At 68.5% G+C, this 15,810-nt stretch carries 13 protein-coding genes; 5 read left to right on the top strand and 8 right to left on the bottom strand.

Going from position 1 to position 15,810, the window contains the following annotated elements; genetic code table 11:
• Positions 1-58: 58 nt before the first annotated feature.
• From dnaE to JMF90_RS00205, 3 genes are all read left to right on the top strand, one after another.
• Complete coding sequence (dnaE, locus tag JMF90_RS00215; RefSeq protein ID WP_054928034.1) at positions 59-3,592, top strand: DNA polymerase III subunit alpha; 3,534 nt, start codon at positions 59-61, stop codon at positions 3,590-3,592.
• Positions 3,593-3,907: 315 nt separating this feature from the next.
• Positions 3,908-4,996 (top strand): glycosyltransferase family 9 protein, encoded by a 1,089-nt coding sequence (locus JMF90_RS00210; protein WP_054928033.1) that lies wholly within the window; start codon positions 3,908-3,910, stop codon positions 4,994-4,996.
• A gap of 148 nt (positions 4,997-5,144) precedes the next feature.
• Positions 5,145-6,323 carry a glycosyltransferase family 9 protein gene (locus JMF90_RS00205; RefSeq protein ID WP_054928032.1) on the top strand — a complete coding sequence of 393 codons (1,179 nt, stop codon included), beginning with the start codon at positions 5,145-5,147 and terminating at the stop codon, positions 6,321-6,323.
• 127 nt (positions 6,324-6,450) lie between these two features.
• Here JMF90_RS00205 and JMF90_RS00200 read toward each other — a convergent pair whose 3' ends face one another.
• The 3 genes from JMF90_RS00200 to JMF90_RS00190 all read right to left on the bottom strand — a co-directional run bounded on the left by JMF90_RS00200 (position 6,451) and on the right by JMF90_RS00190 (position 9,618).
• Complete coding sequence (locus JMF90_RS00200) at positions 6,451-7,731, bottom strand: O-antigen ligase (RefSeq protein WP_054928031.1); 1,281 nt, start codon at positions 7,729-7,731, stop codon at positions 6,451-6,453.
• A gap of 138 nt (positions 7,732-7,869) precedes the next feature.
• Positions 7,870-8,712: a glycosyltransferase family 2 protein gene (locus tag JMF90_RS00195; protein ID WP_054928030.1), complete on the bottom strand. Its 843-nt coding sequence runs from the start codon at positions 8,710-8,712 to the stop codon at positions 7,870-7,872.
• 153 nt (positions 8,713-8,865) lie between these two features.
• Entirely contained in the window at positions 8,866-9,618 is a 753-nt protein-coding gene (locus JMF90_RS00190) for a glycosyltransferase family 2 protein (protein ID WP_012328934.1), read from the bottom strand.
• A gap of 225 nt (positions 9,619-9,843) precedes the next feature.
• Here JMF90_RS00190 and msbA point away from each other — a divergent pair, with 225 nt between their 5' ends.
• Positions 9,844-11,595, top strand: coding sequence for a lipid A export permease/ATP-binding protein MsbA (gene msbA / locus JMF90_RS00185; RefSeq protein WP_011694340.1), 1,752 nt, complete (start codon positions 9,844-9,846; stop codon positions 11,593-11,595).
• Between the two features lie 93 nt (positions 11,596-11,688).
• Positions 11,689-12,081, top strand: coding sequence for an RcnB family protein (locus JMF90_RS00180; protein WP_012328932.1), 393 nt, complete (start codon positions 11,689-11,691; stop codon positions 12,079-12,081).
• A gap of 94 nt (positions 12,082-12,175) precedes the next feature.
• Here the strand turns inward: JMF90_RS00180 and JMF90_RS00175 are convergent, their stop codons facing one another.
• The 5 genes from JMF90_RS00175 to JMF90_RS00155 all read right to left on the bottom strand — a co-directional run bounded on the left by JMF90_RS00175 (position 12,176) and on the right by JMF90_RS00155 (position 15,704).
• Positions 12,176-12,742, bottom strand: coding sequence for an aromatic acid exporter family protein (locus JMF90_RS00175; RefSeq protein WP_027806451.1), 567 nt, complete (start codon positions 12,740-12,742; stop codon positions 12,176-12,178).
• A gap of 42 nt (positions 12,743-12,784) precedes the next feature.
• Positions 12,785-14,044, bottom strand: a complete 1,260-nt coding sequence (locus JMF90_RS00170; protein ID WP_011545849.1) for an MFS transporter — start codon at positions 14,042-14,044, stop codon at positions 12,785-12,787.
• The gene (locus tag JMF90_RS00165) at positions 14,041-15,006 is read right to left on the bottom strand and encodes a PRC-barrel domain-containing protein (RefSeq protein WP_054928029.1); all 966 of its coding nucleotides are present in this window, start codon (positions 15,004-15,006) and stop codon (positions 14,041-14,043) included. The genes JMF90_RS00170 and JMF90_RS00165 overlap by 4 nt, the downstream gene beginning before the upstream one ends.
• A 91-nt stretch (positions 15,007-15,097) precedes the next feature.
• Positions 15,098-15,313, bottom strand: coding sequence for a hypothetical protein (locus tag JMF90_RS00160; protein WP_027806452.1), 216 nt, complete (start codon positions 15,311-15,313; stop codon positions 15,098-15,100).
• A gap of 55 nt (positions 15,314-15,368) precedes the next feature.
• A complete protein-coding gene (locus JMF90_RS00155; protein WP_006478219.1) occupies positions 15,369-15,704 on the bottom strand; it encodes a YggL family protein in 336 nt (111 codons plus the stop codon).
• Positions 15,705-15,810: the final 106 nt, after the last annotated feature.

Here is a 15,810-nt window from a genome sequence, read left to right as displayed (position 1 = left end):
CGGCCAAAGCGGGCATTTTTTGGGCAGCTTGCGCGGCGGGGCGGCTACAATAGCGCCCATGTCAGATCCTCGCTTCGTCCATCTTCGCGTCCACTCCGAATTCTCGATTGCCGACGGCATCGTGCGCATTGACGACATCGTCAAGGCGGCGGCCGCGGACGGTCAGGGCGCGCTCGCGCTCACCGATCTCGGCAACGCGTTCGGCCTCGTTCGTTTCTACCAGGAAGCCCGCGGCAAGGGCATCAAGCCGATCGCCGGCTGCGACGTCTGGATTGCCAATCCGGACGACCGCGACAAGCCGTCGCGGTTGCTGCTGCTGGTCAAGGACAAGGTCGGTTACCTGAATCTCTGCGAGCTGCTGTCGAAGGCGTGGCTCACGAACCAGTACCGCGGCCGCGCGGAACTCGACGCGAGCTGGCTCGACGGCGAGCTCGCGCAGGGGCTGCTCGCGCTGTCGGGCGCGCAACAAGGCGATATCGGCCTTGCGCTGGCTGCGGGCAACGAAGAAGCCGCGCGCCGTCACGCCGAGCGCTGGGCGCGGGTGTTTCCGGGCGGCTTCTACATCGAGCTGCAGCGTTACGGCCAGCCGGGCGCCGAGGCGTACATCCAGCAGGCGGCGGCGCTCGCCGCGTCGCTGAAGCTGCCGGTCGTCGCGACGCACCCGACGCAGTTCATGACCGACGACGATTTCACCGCGCACGAGGCGCGTGTGTGCATCTCGGAAGGCGACATCCTCGCGAACCCGCGGCGCCAGAAGCGTTTCACGACCGACCAGTATTTCCGCACGCAGGACGAGATGGCCGCGCTGTTCGCCGACCTGCCGTCGGCGATCGCGAACACGGTCGAGATCGCGAAGCGCTGCAACCTGAAGCTCGAGCTCGGCAAGCCGAAACTGCCGCTGTTCCCGACGCCGGACGGCATGTCGCTCGACGACTACCTGGTCCAGTTGTCGAAGGAAGGGCTCGAGGCCCGTCTCGCGCAGTTGTATCCGGTCGAGGCCGAGCGCGACGCGCAGCGCGACACGTACTACAAGCGCCTCGAGTTCGAGTGCGGGACCATCACGAAGATGGGCTTCCCCGGCTACTTCCTGATCGTCGCGGACTTCATCAACTGGGCGAAGAACAACGGCGTGCCGGTCGGCCCGGGCCGCGGCTCGGGCGCCGGCTCGCTGGTCGCGTACGCGCTCGGCATTACCGATCTCGATCCGCTGCGCTACAACCTGCTGTTCGAGCGCTTCCTGAACCCGGAACGCGTATCGATGCCCGACTTCGACATCGATTTCTGCCAGCACGGCCGCGATCGCGTGATCCAGTACGTGAAGGAGAAGTACGGCGCGGACGCCGTCTCGCAGATCGCCACGTTCGGCACGATGGCCGCGAAGGCGGCCGTGCGCGACATCGGCCGCGTGCTCGACCTCGGCTACATGTTCACCGACGGCATCGCGAAGCTGATTCCGTTCAAGCCCGGCAAGCATGTGACGATTGCCGACGCGATGAAGGAAGAGCCGCAGTTGCAGGAGCGCTACGACCACGAGGACGAGGTTCACCAGCTGCTCGACCTCGCGCAGCGCGTCGAGGGTCTCACGCGTAACGTCGGGATGCACGCCGGCGGCGTGCTGATCGCGCCCGGCAAGCTGACCGATTTCTGCCCGCTGTACACGCAGGGCGACGAGGGCGGCGTGGTCAGCCAGTACGACAAGGACGACGTCGAAGCCGTCGGCCTCGTGAAGTTCGACTTTCTGGGCCTCACGACGCTGACGATCCTCGACTGGGCCGAGCGCTACATCCGCCGCCTCGACCCGTCGAAGGCCGACTGGTCGCTCGCGCAGGTGCCGCTCGACGATCCGGCCTCGTTCCAGATCCTGAAGAAGGCGAACACGGTCGCGGTGTTCCAGCTGGAAAGCCGCGGGATGCAGGGCATGCTGAAGGATGCGCAGCCCGACCGCTTCGAGGACATCATCGCGCTCGTGTCGTTGTACCGTCCGGGCCCGATGGACCTGATTCCGAGCTTCTGCGCGCGCAAGCACGGGCGCGAGAAGGTCGACTATCCGGACCCGCGCGTCGAACCCGTCCTGAAAGAGACCTACGGCATCATGGTCTATCAGGAGCAGGTGATGCAGATGGCGCAGATCATCGGCGGCTACTCGCTCGGCGGCGCCGATTTGCTGCGTCGCGCGATGGGCAAGAAGAAGCCCGAGGAGATGGCCAAGCACCGCGAGATCTTCGCCGAGGGTGCGGCGAAGAACGGCCTCACGCGCGAGAAGTCCGACGAGATCTTCGACTTGATGGAGAAGTTCGCGGGCTACGGCTTCAACAAGTCGCACGCGGCCGCGTATGCGCTGCTCGCGTATTACACCGCGTGGCTGAAGGCGCACCATCCGGCCGAATTCATGGCGGCCAACATGACGCTCGCGATGGACGACACCGACAAGGTGAAGATCCTGTTCGACGACTGCGTCGTGAACAACCTTGCCGTGCTGCCGCCGGACATCAACCAGTCGCATTACCGGTTCGAGCCGGTCGCGGAAGCCGACGGCAAGCGCTCGCGCACGATCCGCTACGGCCTCGGTGCGGTGAAGGGCAGCGGCCAGAACGCGATCGAGGAAATCCTGCGTGCGCGCGAGGAAAAGGCGTTCACCGACCTGTTCGACTTCTGCGAACGGATCGACCGGCGCGTCGTCAACCGCCGCACGGTCGAGGCGCTGATCCGCGCCGGCGCGTTCGATTCGCTGAACCCGAACCGTGCGCAGCTGATCGCGTCGGTGCCGCTCGCGATGGAGGCGGCCGACCAGGCCGAAGCGAACGCAATGCAGGCCGGCCTGTTCGACATGGGCGCCGAGTCGCCGCATGCGCATGCGCTCGTCGACGAGCCCGCGTGGGACGACAAGCGCCGCCTTCAGGAAGAAAAGGCCGCGCTCGGCTTCTACCTGTCCGGCCACCTGTTCGATGCGTATCGCGACGAAGTGCGCCGCTTCGTGCGGCAGAAGGTCGGTGATCTGAAGGAAGGGCGCGACAAGCTCGTCGCCGGCATCATCGCGTCGCTGCGCACGCAGATGACCCAGCGCGGCAAGATGCTGATCGCGCTGCTCGACGACGGCACGGGCCAGTGCGAGATCACGATCTTCAACGAACAGTTCGAGGCAAACAAGGCGCTGTTCAAGGAAGACGAGCTGCTGATCGTGCAGGGGCAGGCGCGCAACGACGCATTCACCGGCGGCATTCGCTTCACGGCCGATACCGTGATGGATCTCGAACGCGCGCGCAGCCGCTACGCGCAGGCCGTGCGGTTGACGATGAACGGCAACGCCGACGCGCTCGCGCTGCGCCGCGTGCTCGAGCCGCACGTGTCGAAGGACGATCCGGCCGCCGCGAACGTAGTCGACGCGCCCGCGCCGCGCGGCGGCGGCCGCGATGGCGGTCGGCGCCCGCCGCCGCCGCTGCCGAACGGGCTTGCGGTCCAGATCCACTACAGCAACGCGCGCGCGCAAGGCGAAATGCGTCTGGGCGACGCGTGGCGCGTGAAACCGAGCGACGTGCTGCTGGCGGAGCTGCGTGCGGCGTTCGACGGCAGCGTCGTCGAAATCACGTACTGACCGCGCGCTGTTTCGACGGCTGTCGCGCATAGGCGGCCCGTCGCATCGCCATCGTGCGGTGCGGCGGGCCGTTTTGACGTCGTCCAAGGGTAATCGGGCGCTTGGGCTTGCCCTCCGGACGCTATACAATCCCGCGCTAACCGTCCGAACGCGGCGCCTGCCGCGGGTTCGCACGGCGAGCGGCGCCGGCAGTGCGCGCGTAAACAGGGGCGGATCGATGCGGCGTGCGGCGACCTGCGGCAGGGCAGGCCCGCGGATCAGGATGCCGTGGAACGGCCCGCCGCGACGATAAAAACGGATTGTCACCACATGACCATGGCCAATGGGAACCCGACGCAGCGGATCCTCGTGATCCGGATTGATTTTCTGGGCGACATGCTGTGCACGACGGCGTTTCTCCGCGCGCTGAAGGCGCGCTGGCCGGGCGCGGAGCTACATGTGGTCGCGAACCGCTACAACGCGGCCGCGCTGGCCGGAAACCCGGACGTGCACACGATCCACACCTACGTGTACAGCCGCCAGTGCGAGCGCAACGACCGTCCCGGGCGGATGCGCGCATTCTTCGACCGGCTGCGACTCGTGCGCCGCCTGCGCCGCTTGCGGTTCGACCTCGTGATCGTGCCGAACGGCGGCATGCATCGCAGCAGCATGCAGTTCGCGCGCCAGCTTCGCGCGAAGGATTGCCGCTGGCACGATGCCGAGACCGAATTCGACGATCGCAAGCCCGAGCATGTCGCGCAGCGGCCGATGTGCCACGAGGCGTTGTCGGGTTTCCGCTTGGTGCCCGAACTCGGCTGCGCCGATCTCGATGGTCTCGAACTGTCGGTCCATCCCGATCGTGCGCGGCAGGAAGCGTGGCATCGCCTGCTCGGCGCGCGCACGAAGCCGCGCGTCGGGCTGTTCGTGTCGAACAAGGCGGTCGAGCGCCGCTGGCCCGCCGACCGCTGGCGCGACCTCGGCGAGCGGCTTGCCCCCGTCGCGGATGTGATCGTGTTTCGCGATCCGGCCATCGGTCAGGCCATCGAGGGCGAGGGATGGCGCGACGTGAATGCGCGGCATGTCGCGCCGTCGTCGGTCGCCGATCTCGTGGCGGCCGCGAGCCTGCTCGATGCAATCGTCTCGGCCGACAGCGCGCCCGTCCATCTTGCGTCGGCGCTCGGCGTACCGGTGGCCGCCCTGTTCGAGGACCGTCCCGAGAAATACCTGCGCTGGCATCCGATAGGCGTGCCGCACGTGATCCTGCGCGCGGGTCGGACCGTCGATGCGATCGGTGTCGATGCGGTCGAGCGTGCGGTGCGCCACCTGCTGTCGCAGGCCGGCCAACGCGACGAAGCGCCGGCCGCCGCGGCGCGCGTGCAGCCGGCCGCCGCCACGGCGCCCACGATCGCGACGATCGCTTCGTAGCGCGGCACGAACGGCCCGCTCGCGTACCGCGCGACACGTCACGATCGGGCCGCATCGTGGCCGCTTCCATCGCCGGCGCGCGACGCCGCGCCGGCTGCTGCAAAATCCTGTACATTGCCAGCCTTGTTCAGCCAGCCAGACGATCGCCGTGGCCCTGTTTTCTTCCGCCCGTCCGCCCAGAACCATTCTCGTTGCCGCGCCGCGCCGTATCGGCGACGTACTGTTGACGACCCCGCTCGTACGGTCGCTGAAGGCCCGCTGGCCGGACGCGCAGATCGACATGCTGGTGTTTCGCGGCACCGAGGGCGTGCTCGAGCACAATCCGGACGTGCGGCGCGTGATCGTGGTCGCGCAGCGCGCGGGATTTGGCGAGCGGCTACGCGATGCGCTGTCGATGTGGCGCCGCTACGATCTCGCATGCGCGGCGCTGAGTTCCGACCGGCCGCGTTTCTATAGCTGGTTCGCCGGCCGCAAACGGGTCGGCCTCGTCGACCCGAATCGCGTCACGTGGCTGACGCGGATGATGCTGAACGGGATCGCGATCAATCACCACGAATCTGCCCATACGGTCGTCAGTACGCTGGCACTCGCGCCGGTGCTCGGCATCGAGCCGGTGTCCGAGGTCGTCGCGCCCGGCATCGGCGATGATCCGGCGCGGCGCGCGCGTTTCGACGCGTGGCTCGCCGAGTCGCCGGCGATCCGCGCCGGCAAGCCGCTGGTCGTGCTGCATCCGTATCCGATGTTCCGTTACAAGCAATGGCGGCTCGACGGCTGGGTCGAAATGATCGGCTGGCTGCGCGAGCAGGGCTTCGCGATCGCGCTGTCGGGCGGCCCGGCCGACCGCGAGCGCGAGTATGCGGAGCAGGTCGCGACCGAGGCGGGTGGCGACGTGTTGAACCTGGTCGGCCGCCTGACGTTCGGCGAGAGCGCGGAGCTCGTGCGGCGCGCGCGGCTGTTCATCGGGCCCGACACCGGCGCGACGCACGTCGCGGCCGCGACGGGCACCGACACGATTGCACTGTTCGGGCCGTCCGACCCCGTGCGCTGGGGGCCGTGGCCGCAGCACTGGCCTGCGACCGAGAATCCGTGGGCGCTGCGCGGCTCGGGGCGGCACGCAAACGTGTGGCTGCTGCAGGGGGACGGAGATTGCGTGCCGTGCCGCCACGAAGGCTGCGAGCGTCACGTCGACAGTCGCAGCGACTGCCTCGTCCATCTGGATGCGCAGCGCGTGAAGGCCGCGGCAGCCGAGATGTTGGGGCTGAATCCGCCGGGTCCGGCCGACGTCATCGTCGACACGTCGCGGCTGCGCCGTGCCGGGGCCGACTGACCCGCGCCTTTCTTCGTCAGCAGGAGTTTGTTTCGCGGAGCGCCGCGCGGCTCTCAGGCATCGACGGGGCGGATGTCCGCCGCCGCCGAACCGGGTGGGCGGGCCGCGGAACGTAGGCAGGCGTGCGTTACACGCTGCGCCGGATCGCCGACGTTTCGCGCGGCAGTGCTTCGCTGCGTTCGCCGCAACCGAGCAGGATGCCGGCCAGCAGCACGATCAGGTGCCCTTCGGCGAAATCCAGCAGCAGCGAATTCGCGAGACTGCCGATCGCGAAGATCGCGAGCCACGCGAGCAGCAGGTGTCGCGAGCGCGGATCGAGTGCGCGGCTGCCGCGCGCGATCTGCACGATCAGGTTGACGAACAGCAGCAGGCCGACCGTGCCGAGCTGCACGGCCATCAGCAGATATTCGTTGTGCGGGTTCGACGTGAGCTGGCCTTCGGCGGCCGTCTTGCCGGCCGTGAGCTTCTCGAATTCGGATTCGAGGCCGCCCGCGCCGTAACCGATCACGGGGCGCTGGCGATATAGTTCGCCCCCCTTCTTGTACCACTCGAGGCGCAGGCCGGTTGACGTGGCCGCATCGCTCTGCCGGTATTGCTGCACTTCCGTCACGACCTTCGTCAGCCGGCCGTTGTGAACCGTGCATGCAGCCACCACGAGCGCGACGCCCGCCAGTACGAGCGTGCCGGCGGCGAGCCCTGCACGCAGTGCGGACTGCCGGCGCAGCAACAGCACGAAACGTATCGCGACGACGAGGATCAGCAACAGCGCGATGACCTGTCCCGTGCGTCCCTGCAGCATCACGAACACGTTGACGAGCGACCACACGGCGATGCCCGCATAGGCGACACGGGACAGCCGCGTGCGGGTCGCCAGCGCGAGATCAGCCGCCTGGTAGAAGAGCAGCGCGCCGAACATGCCGGCCGCAATGTGGTTCTTGAACACCCAGGCGCGCGACAGCGGCAACTGGGTCGCATGCGCCGGCCCGATCGCGGTGAGCCCGAGGTAGTTGGTGGTCGACAGCAGCAGAATCACGCACAGCGTACCGAACCAGCAGCGCCGCACGATCGGCGCCCAGTTCGAATGACGGAACGCGAGCACGGCGAACGGCAGCAGCAACAGCTTGTCGTACTTCGCGACCCAGTTCCACGCCTTGTCATGCGGCGCGACCGTATAGGTGACGCTCACGGCCAGCGCGGCCAGAATCAGCAGTGCCGCGAGCGAAGCCGGGTCGGTGACGAACGAGCGCAGGTCGCGCCAGAATTCGGGAGAGATCACGAGCGCCACGGCGAACAGCCCGCAGAACACGTTGGTCAGCGCCGTCGAGACGGGCACCATGCAGAGCGCGGCGACGGCGAAGGCGCGGGCGGCGGTCAGGCGCCGCGTGGCGGGAGCGGAAAACGAAAGCATCGGAACCTGTCGTATGGACGAATGCGGCTCGCGGACATCGTGCACCGTGCCGCGTCGCGCATCCCGGCGAGAGAGCCGGGACGAACGGCGCAGTATACGCGAAGCAGGACGGCTTTCCGTGCGGTTTTCGGGGCCGGATCAGCTGAATGCGCGCTTGATCCGCGAGCGCAACAGCGCGCGTTTGAGGCGGCCTTCCACAGCCGGCGTATCGAGCGCGATCTGCGTGCCGACCGGCTCGCCGCGATGCAGGTAGTAGCGGTCGAACGTCGCCTGGGTCATGCCCCATTTGTTCAGGAACTGGCGGCGGCCGTCGTTCTTGACGATCTTGCCGGTGCTCTTCTGCTGGAAGTGGTACACGAGGCTGTCGCCGACGCCGACGAAGATCCGGCACCCGGCGTCCCAGAATTTCATCGAGAAGTCGTTGTCGCTGCTCATGCCCGGCGACAGCTCGCTGCTGTAGCCGCCGATGCGGTTCCACCAGTCGCGGTGCACGAGCGTCGGCGGCCAGGTCGAGCCGAGCCAGTCCGGGCGTGCCAGCTTCGGGGTCGCGGCGACCAGGCCGGCCGCGTCGAATTGCTCGGCGTCGCGGCCGAAATTGCTGACAACCACGCACGGATTGCGCGTGTCGACCGGCTCGATCATCGTGCCCGACAGCATGAACAGGTCGGTCGGCATCTGTTCGATGTGGCGCACGAGCGCCGTGTCCCAGCCCGGGCAGCAGAACATGTCGTCGTTCATGTAGACGACGTAGTCGCGCGTGGCCCGCGCGGCGGCCAGGTTGACCGCATGGCAGATGCCGATGTTGGCCGGCGACGCGGTGTGCTCGATCCCTTCGTGGCGCACCCAGTCGAGCGTGCCGTCCGAGCCGTCGTTCACGTGCACGATGATCTGGTGGTCGTACGCGGAGTGCCGGCGCAGGCTGTCGACGACGAGCTTGAGGTACGGCAGGTTGTTCCAGGTCGGAATGATGATGGAGAACATGGTGGTCGGAATCGGTGGTCGTCGTGGCGCGCGGCGCAGCCGCTCGGGCGGGTACGCGCGGTGCGCGCAACCCGGCATTGTAACGCCGGGCGGCCGTGCGCCGGGCGCTCGCCCAGGGCACGTTCGCAAGCCCGTTATTGGCGTGAACAGGCCCTAGCGTACCGGTTCGTGACCGAGCTTCAGGAAGCGGTAGTACACGGTTTCCGCGTTGAACACCGCGATCATGAAGCCCGCGCGACCGTCGAGGAACCCGCGCCGCAGCACGTAAGTGCGCACGAACGCCCACGCGCCGCGGCCGAGCGCCTTGCCGAAGCCGCCGCGCTGACCGGCCGCGCGGCGCTGGCGCGCGCCGGCCGTCGAATACGCGTCGAGCTTGCGCACGACCGTTTCGAAATCCTCGTACGAGTAGTGCATCAGCTTGCCGGCCAGGCGCTGCGCGGCCGTATCGAACACGAGGCGCTCGTGCACGAGGTCGTCCGAGAACCGCGCGGTGCCGCGCCGGAACAGCCGCGGCACCCAGTCCGGATACCAGCCGCTGTGATGGATCCACTGGCCGCAGAAGCTCGACAGCCGGTCGAGCGCATAGACCTGCGCGGCCGGCGCGCGGATCGCGTCGCGGATCGAGCGCGCGAGTTCCGGCGTGACGATTTCGTCGGTATCGAGCGACAGGATCCAGTCGGTGCCGAGCGCGTCGAGCGCGCGGTTCTTCTGCGGGCCGAAGCCCGGCCAGTCGCGCTCGACGATCACGCGTGCGCCGTGCGCCTGCGCGATCGCGACGGTATCGTCGGTGCTGCCGCCGTCGACGACGACGACATCGTCGGCGAACGACAGCGCATCGAGACACTGCGCGAGTCGCGCGGATGCGTTGAGGGCGATGAGGGCGACGCCGAGGGTGGGTTCAGCCATGAAATCGTCGGAAAGGCGGAGAAAACGGTGAGCGGCAGTATACCTGCGGCCCGGCCGGCGGCCGTCTCGACAACGGCCGTGCCGGCGAGGGCGGTACAGCTATAATGTTGAGCCCTTTTCGGCACCCGCCCGACAGGGGCGCACACCCGGGCGGCCACGTGCCGGGCGCCGCATCGCGGCTCAAGAAGGATTGCCTTGGAAACCCAGAACACTCTTCGCAAACCGATGGACGGCACCGGCACCTCGCCGATGACGGTCCTCAAGCGCCTGTGGCCGTACATCCGGCCGCTCATCGGCATCGTGGTGCTCGCCGTGGTGACGATGGGCGTCGTCGCGGCCACCGAGGCCGGTATCCCGGCCCTGCTCAAGCCGCTGCTCGACCACGGCTTCGGCTCGCACGGCAGCGACAGCGCGAAATGGTACGTGCCGATCGCGGTGATCGGGCTCGCGCTGGTGCGCGGCGTGTCGCAGTACACATCGAATTACCTGCTCAACTACGTATCGAACCGCATCCTGCTGCAGCTGCGGCTCGAGATGTTCCAGCGGATGATCCATACCGGCGCGTCGTTCTTCCAGCGCGAAACCGCGAGCACGGTGATCAACGCGATCGTGTTCGAGGTCAACCAGATCCTGTCGGTGCTGACGGGCGTGATGGTCACGCTCGTGCGCGATTCGCTGACGGTGATTTTCCTGCTCGGCTACCTGTTCTATCTGAACTGGCGGCTCACGCTGATCGTCGCGGTGATCCTGCCGGGCATCGGCTGGCTCGTCAGCAAGATCAACCGCCGGCTGCGCCGCCTGAACCGCGAGCACCAGACGCTGACCAACGAGCTGTCGTACATCGTCGAGGAGACGGTCGGCGGCTACAAGGTCGTCAAGGTGCACAACGGCGAAGCGTACGAGATGGACCGCTTCACGACGATGAGCAAGCGCCTGCGCGGCTACGCGATGCGCATGACGATCTCGGGCGGCCTCGCGCAGCCGCTCACGCAGTTCCTCGCGTCGATCGCGCTCGCGGTCGTGATCACGATCGCGGTCGTGCAGTCGTCGAACGACCAGACGACGGTCGGCGGTTTCGTCGCGTTCGTCACGTCGATGCTGCTGGTGATCTCGCCGCTCAAGCACCTGATCGACGTCAACCAGCCGCTGCAGCGCGGGATGACGGCCGCCGAGCTGATCTTCGGGCTGATCGACGAGCCGGCCGAGCCGCAGGGCGGCGGGCGGCCGCTGTCGCAGGCGCGCGGCGAGATCGAGTTCCGCGCCGTGTCGTTCGACTACGGCGCGGCCGAACGGCCGACGCTCGACCGTATCTCGTTCAAGGTCGCGCCCGGCGAAATGATCGCGCTGGCCGGCCCGTCCGGGAGCGGCAAGACGACGCTCGTGAACCTGCTGCCGCGCTTCTTCGACCCGACGGACGGCACGATCCTGGTCGACGGCGTGCCGGTGTCCGACTACGATCTCCACGCGCTGCGCAGCCAGATGGCGATGGTCAGCCAGGACGTCGTGCTGTTCAACGACACGATCGCCGCGAACGTCGCCTACGGGCAGACACCCGACCGCGCACGCGTGCAGGCCGCGCTCGAGGCCGCGAACCTCGCCGATGCGGTCGCCGCGATGCCCGACGGGCTCGATACGCTGGTCGGCGGCAACGGGATGCGGTTGTCCGGCGGCCAGCGCCAGCGACTCGCGATTGCGCGCGCGATCTACAAGGACGCGCCGATCCTGATCCTCGACGAAGCGACGTCGGCGCTCGATTCGGAGTCGGAGCGCCACGTGCAGGCTGCGCTCGAGCGGTTGATGGAAGGCCGCACGACGCTGGTGATCGCCCACCGGCTGTCGACGATCGAGCGCGCGGACCGCATCCTCGTGCTCGAGGCCGGCAAGATCGTCGAGGAGGGCAGCCACGACGAACTGCTGCGCCACGGCGGCCTCTACGCGCACCTGCACCGGATCCAGTACCAGCAGCAGGCGGCGTGACGCGCGCTCATGCGGCCGCGATGCCGTGTGCTAGTCTTCATCGGGCAGTCCCGGTCGTTTCTTGTTCGACGTGATACCACGGAGGGAAGGACAATGAAGAGGATGCACGGCATGATGCTGGCCGCATGGATCGCGGCCGGCTGCGCCGCCACCGCGGCGATGGCGCAGGATCACGGCAACCACGACAATCGCGATGACCGCGGCGGCCACGGCATGCAGCGCGGCCATGGCCCGAAACACGTGCCGCCCGGGCAGGCGAAGCATCGCGACGACGACGTACCGCCGCGCTGGGCCGACGGGCCGCGCCGCGACTGGCATAAGGGCGACCGGCTGCCGGACGAATTCCGCGATCGTCAGTACGTGGTCGACGACTGGCGCGGCTACCGCCTGAGTCCGCCGCCGCGCGGCTATCACTGGGTCGGTGTCGGCGGCGACTACCTGCTCGTGCAGATCGGCTCGGGCATCGTGCTGCGGGTCGGTCCGTAACCGGGGCCGTCGCGCGGTCCGTCACCCGGTCCATCACCGTGACGCCGCTTTCCGAACGTTCATCCGGCTGCCGGGCGCGTCGCCCGGCGCCGCGTCACTTTGCCGCCGCGCGGCGGAACCAGCGCCGCTCGATTCTCGACATCACCCAGCACACACCCAGCGCGCACACCGTGCCGAGCGTCACTTCGCCGAACCGGATCAGCGGAACGTCCCACAGCGGGCCGTTGCCCGGAAACAGCAGCACGATCGTCGCGGTCACGCCGCCGAGCCGCGCGGCGCTGCCGATGTTCAGGCACCAGCAGCAGACGATCACGACCGCGACCGTGATCGCATACGCGACGAGGCGATCGCCGCCCAGCGCCGCGCCGGCGAAGCCGAGGAGGCCGCCGACCATCGCGCCGATGAACTGGTCGCGCGACAGCGACATCGTGTCCGAGTAGTTGTGCTGCGTGACGGCGATCGCGGTGATCGCCGCCCACACGGCCTGCTCGCTATGCATCGCGCGGCCGATCGCATACGCGAGGCACGCGCCGCAGACGGCCTGCAGCGCCATCAGGCCGCCTTGCGCGAGCCGTTCGCTGAATGACAACCCCTTGAACAGATCGAAGATCGACTGCTGGATCTGCTGGCGGGCTTCGTTGAGAGTCCTGATCGTATCCATCGTGCATCGGCCAAGAAGCGGGTAGCGGGCGGCGCGCCGCCGTCAATGCGCCTGTTCGGGCGACGCGGCCGCCGGTTCGTCGGCCGTCGCATCGCCGTTCTCGACGCGCGTTTCGGGCATCACGAGCCAGACCAGCAGCACCGCGAGCGCGCCGGCGGCCGCGAGCCCGAAGAAACTGACCGCGTTGCCGAAGTGGTCGGCGACGTAGCCGGCCACGGCCGTGCTGAGCGTCGCGCCGATCCCGGCCGCGAGCCCGAACAGCCCGATACACAGGTTGTAGCGGCCCTTGCCGCCCGCGACGTCGGCCGCGATCAGCGGCAGCATCACGCCGAACACGGCCGCGCTGATGCCGTCGAGCATCTGCACCGGCACGAGCAGGTACGGGCTGCTGACGCCGGCGAACAGCAGCGCGCGCACCGGCAGCGCGGAGAAGCCGAGCAGCAGGATCGGCCGGCGCCCCCAGCGCTGCGCGGAGCGGCCGACCCACGGCGACAGCATCGCGACGATCGCCTGCGGCACGATGATGCACGCGGCGATCACGAGCTGCACGTTCTCGCCCATCCCGGCCGTGACTTCGCCGGCCGCGAGGTTCAGCATCGCGGCGTTCGACAGGTGGAACAGCACGACGCAGGCCGCGAAGATCAGCATCCGGCGGTCGCGCAGCAGTTCGAGCAGCGTTTCGCGCTCGCCGGCTTCGTCGAGCTCGTCAGGCTTCGACGACTGCGGAATCACCTGGTGCGTCGGCTGGATCATCGCGAGCGCGAACAGCGCGGGCAGCGCCAGCACGGCGGTCAGCCAGAACACCGCGCGCGCGGAGAAGTATTCGCCGGTGAGCCCCATCAGGCCCGCCGCGACCGCACTGCCGATCGACGCCCAGCGCGCGTTGCGGCCGAGCCGGTCGCCGAGGTCGGCGCGACCGACGAGCGAGAACGAGATCGCGGCCATCGCCGGCACCAGCATGCAGCTTGCAAAGCCGTGGAACACCTCGGCGGCGATCACCGGCACGATCGTCGGGCTGGACGCGAGCAGAACCGCGGACAGGATGATGGCCGCGATCGCCCACGCGGCCGCGCCTTTCTTGTTCTTCAGCGCATCGACGGCCGCGCCGCCCGGCACCTGGCTGACCATCGCGCTGATCGTGCCGATCGACAGCACCATGCCGATCTCGCCCTGCGTCCACTTGTGCGACGCGAGGTAGGACGCGATGAACGGACCGAACCCGGTTTGAACGTTTGCAACGAAAAAGTTGAGCCAGTCGAGGGCCCGGAGACTGCGCACGCTGACGGAATGCTTGATCGTCATCGGGTAGCACTCGCAGACGAGGCCGGTGCGGCCGGGGCAACGGGCGGGAAGACCGCGACGATCGGCTTGTCGGCCGCGTACGGCGGCGAGGCCTTGATCTGGGCGTCGTTCAGGTCGAGCTGCGGGTGCAGCGCCTTGTCGCGCGTGACGAAGCGCAGCGCGCCCCAGCTCGCGGCGATCGAGCGGCGGTCGGTATTGACGAGCCCGCCGAGGTCGAGCACGACGGCCTGCGGCTGGGCGCCGCGGTCGATCAGCACGTCGACGATGCGGCCGATCTTCGTGCCGTTCGGGCGCTCGACGTCGCTGTCGAGCATCGGCAGTCGCGTCGCCGGCGACGCCGCGGCCGAGCCCGACAGCGGCACGGCCTTCGGCCGCGCGGACGGCGGCAGGTCGCCCGACGGCACGTCGAGCACGATCGGCTCCTGTTTGCCGCCCGGCGTGAAGCGGAACACGTTCCACGGGAAGATGACCTTGCGGTCGCCGATGCCCATGAAGCCTTGCAGGTTGACGATCATCTCGCGCGGCTTGCCGCTCGCGTCGACCACCATGTCGACCGCGCGGCCGACGACCTTGCCGTTGCGGCGCGCGACCTCGCTGTCGAGCAGCGCGTGGATCTGGGTGCGGTCGAGCGAGCGCGTCGCGACGATCGGCGGGGGCGGAGGCGGCGGCGGGGTCGGCGATTCGGGACGCTGCACGGGCTTCGGCCGCGTCACCTCGCGGTGCGGCTTCTTCGGCGCTTCCGGTTCCTCCGGTTGCGTCGGCGCGGGCACCGGCGGCATCGTCAGCGGCTCGCCGGCGGTCTCCTCGACAGGCTCGACGAGCGCCTCGCTGATCGGCGCGGGCGGGTTCTGGACAGGCAGTAGCCCGCAGCCGGACAGCAGCGCGGCGACGGCGAGAATCAGGAAGACCGTCGACGACGGCAACGACTTGCGGGATGCGGGAAACGGGAGTCCGCCGCTCATTGACACTCACTCCATGGGTCGGGGGCGGCCCGAGGGCACGCGGCTGGCGATGGATGGCGGGTGCGGGCGGCGCACCACGCGAGGTGAGAGTTTAACGTGTCTTGCTTTCAGGACCGACTTCGATGGCCTGTTGCAGGCCGACCGTCGGGAAAAGGAAGGGATCGGACGCGGGTTGGAGGCCCGGCTGCGGTGCCTGATCGACGACGATGCGGGCGCCGGCGCCGCTGCCGCGGGGCCCCTGGCTCAACGAGCCGAGGCCCGCGGACCGCGGCAACCGCGCCGCAACGCCTGCCGCAATCATGGCCATTCGGCGGACGCGGCGCAGGCGCGGCTGCTGTCTGAAACAGCGTGAAACCGGAAAATTAGGCGTCCGGATACCACGCGTCGGCGAATTCGCTGACCTGGACGTCCTTCAGTTCCGGACGGGCGGCCAGCCACCCGCGCACGAGTTCGCGGTCGGCGTCGGTCGTCGTGCCGCGCGGCGCGCCGGAGATCACGTACGCGCCGATGCCTTCGTCCGCGGACGCGACGGTCAGCAGCCCGTTCGCTTCGACGAAGTCGATGAACGCATCGATCAACTGGCCGCGCTCGAGGTCGGTCATTTCATTGCGGTAATGCGCGGTGGCGTTGAACGAGAGTTCCTGGAATTCGCCGATGTGGAGTTTCTTGCGCTGGCGGCGGTTGTGGCCTTGGCTCATGGTGTGTGGTGAATGCGAAAAGGGTCAATGAAAGGGCGGCGGCCGGCGCCGGCGCGGCATGCGCGAACGGCCCGGACGCCGCATCGGGGCGCCGCGCGGCGATGCC

Origin of the sequence: Burkholderia sp. E168m23 (genome assembly GCF_016586125.1) — a bacterium.
GTDB classification, from domain to species: domain Bacteria; phylum Pseudomonadota; class Gammaproteobacteria; order Burkholderiales; family Burkholderiaceae; genus Burkholderia; species Burkholderia orbicola.
Note: the sequence above shows the minus strand (reverse complement) of the source record. Positions and strands in the feature narration are given on the sequence as shown.

Bases quoted from the DNA above. Each gene is read 5' to 3' on its own strand.
- msbA (WP_011694340.1), top strand. From the start codon at position 9,844: ATGGACGGCACCGGCACCTCGCCGATGACGGTCCTCAAGCGCCTGTGG.
- JMF90_RS00190 (WP_012328934.1), bottom strand. From the start codon at position 9,618: ATGGCTGAACCCACCCTCGGCGTCGCCCTCATCGCCCTCAACGCATCC.
- JMF90_RS00155 (WP_006478219.1), bottom strand. From the start codon at position 15,704: ATGAGCCAAGGCCACAACCGCCGCCAGCGCAAGAAACTCCACATCGGC.
- JMF90_RS00165 (WP_054928029.1), bottom strand. From the start codon at position 15,006: ATGAGCGGCGGACTCCCGTTTCCCGCATCCCGCAAGTCGTTGCCGTCG.
- JMF90_RS00210 (WP_054928033.1), top strand. From the start codon at position 3,908: ATGGCCAATGGGAACCCGACGCAGCGGATCCTCGTGATCCGGATTGAT.
- JMF90_RS00195 (WP_054928030.1), bottom strand. From the start codon at position 8,712: ATGTTCTCCATCATCATTCCGACCTGGAACAACCTGCCGTACCTCAAG.
- JMF90_RS00200 (WP_054928031.1), bottom strand. From the start codon at position 7,731: ATGCTTTCGTTTTCCGCTCCCGCCACGCGGCGCCTGACCGCCGCCCGC.
- JMF90_RS00170 (WP_011545849.1), bottom strand. From the start codon at position 14,044: ATGACGATCAAGCATTCCGTCAGCGTGCGCAGTCTCCGGGCCCTCGAC.
- dnaE (WP_054928034.1), top strand. From the start codon at position 59: ATGTCAGATCCTCGCTTCGTCCATCTTCGCGTCCACTCCGAATTCTCG.
- JMF90_RS00175 (WP_027806451.1), bottom strand. From the start codon at position 12,742: ATGGATACGATCAGGACTCTCAACGAAGCCCGCCAGCAGATCCAGCAG.
- JMF90_RS00160 (WP_027806452.1), bottom strand. From the start codon at position 15,313: ATGGCCATGATTGCGGCAGGCGTTGCGGCGCGGTTGCCGCGGTCCGCG.
- JMF90_RS00180 (WP_012328932.1), top strand. From the start codon at position 11,689: ATGAAGAGGATGCACGGCATGATGCTGGCCGCATGGATCGCGGCCGGC.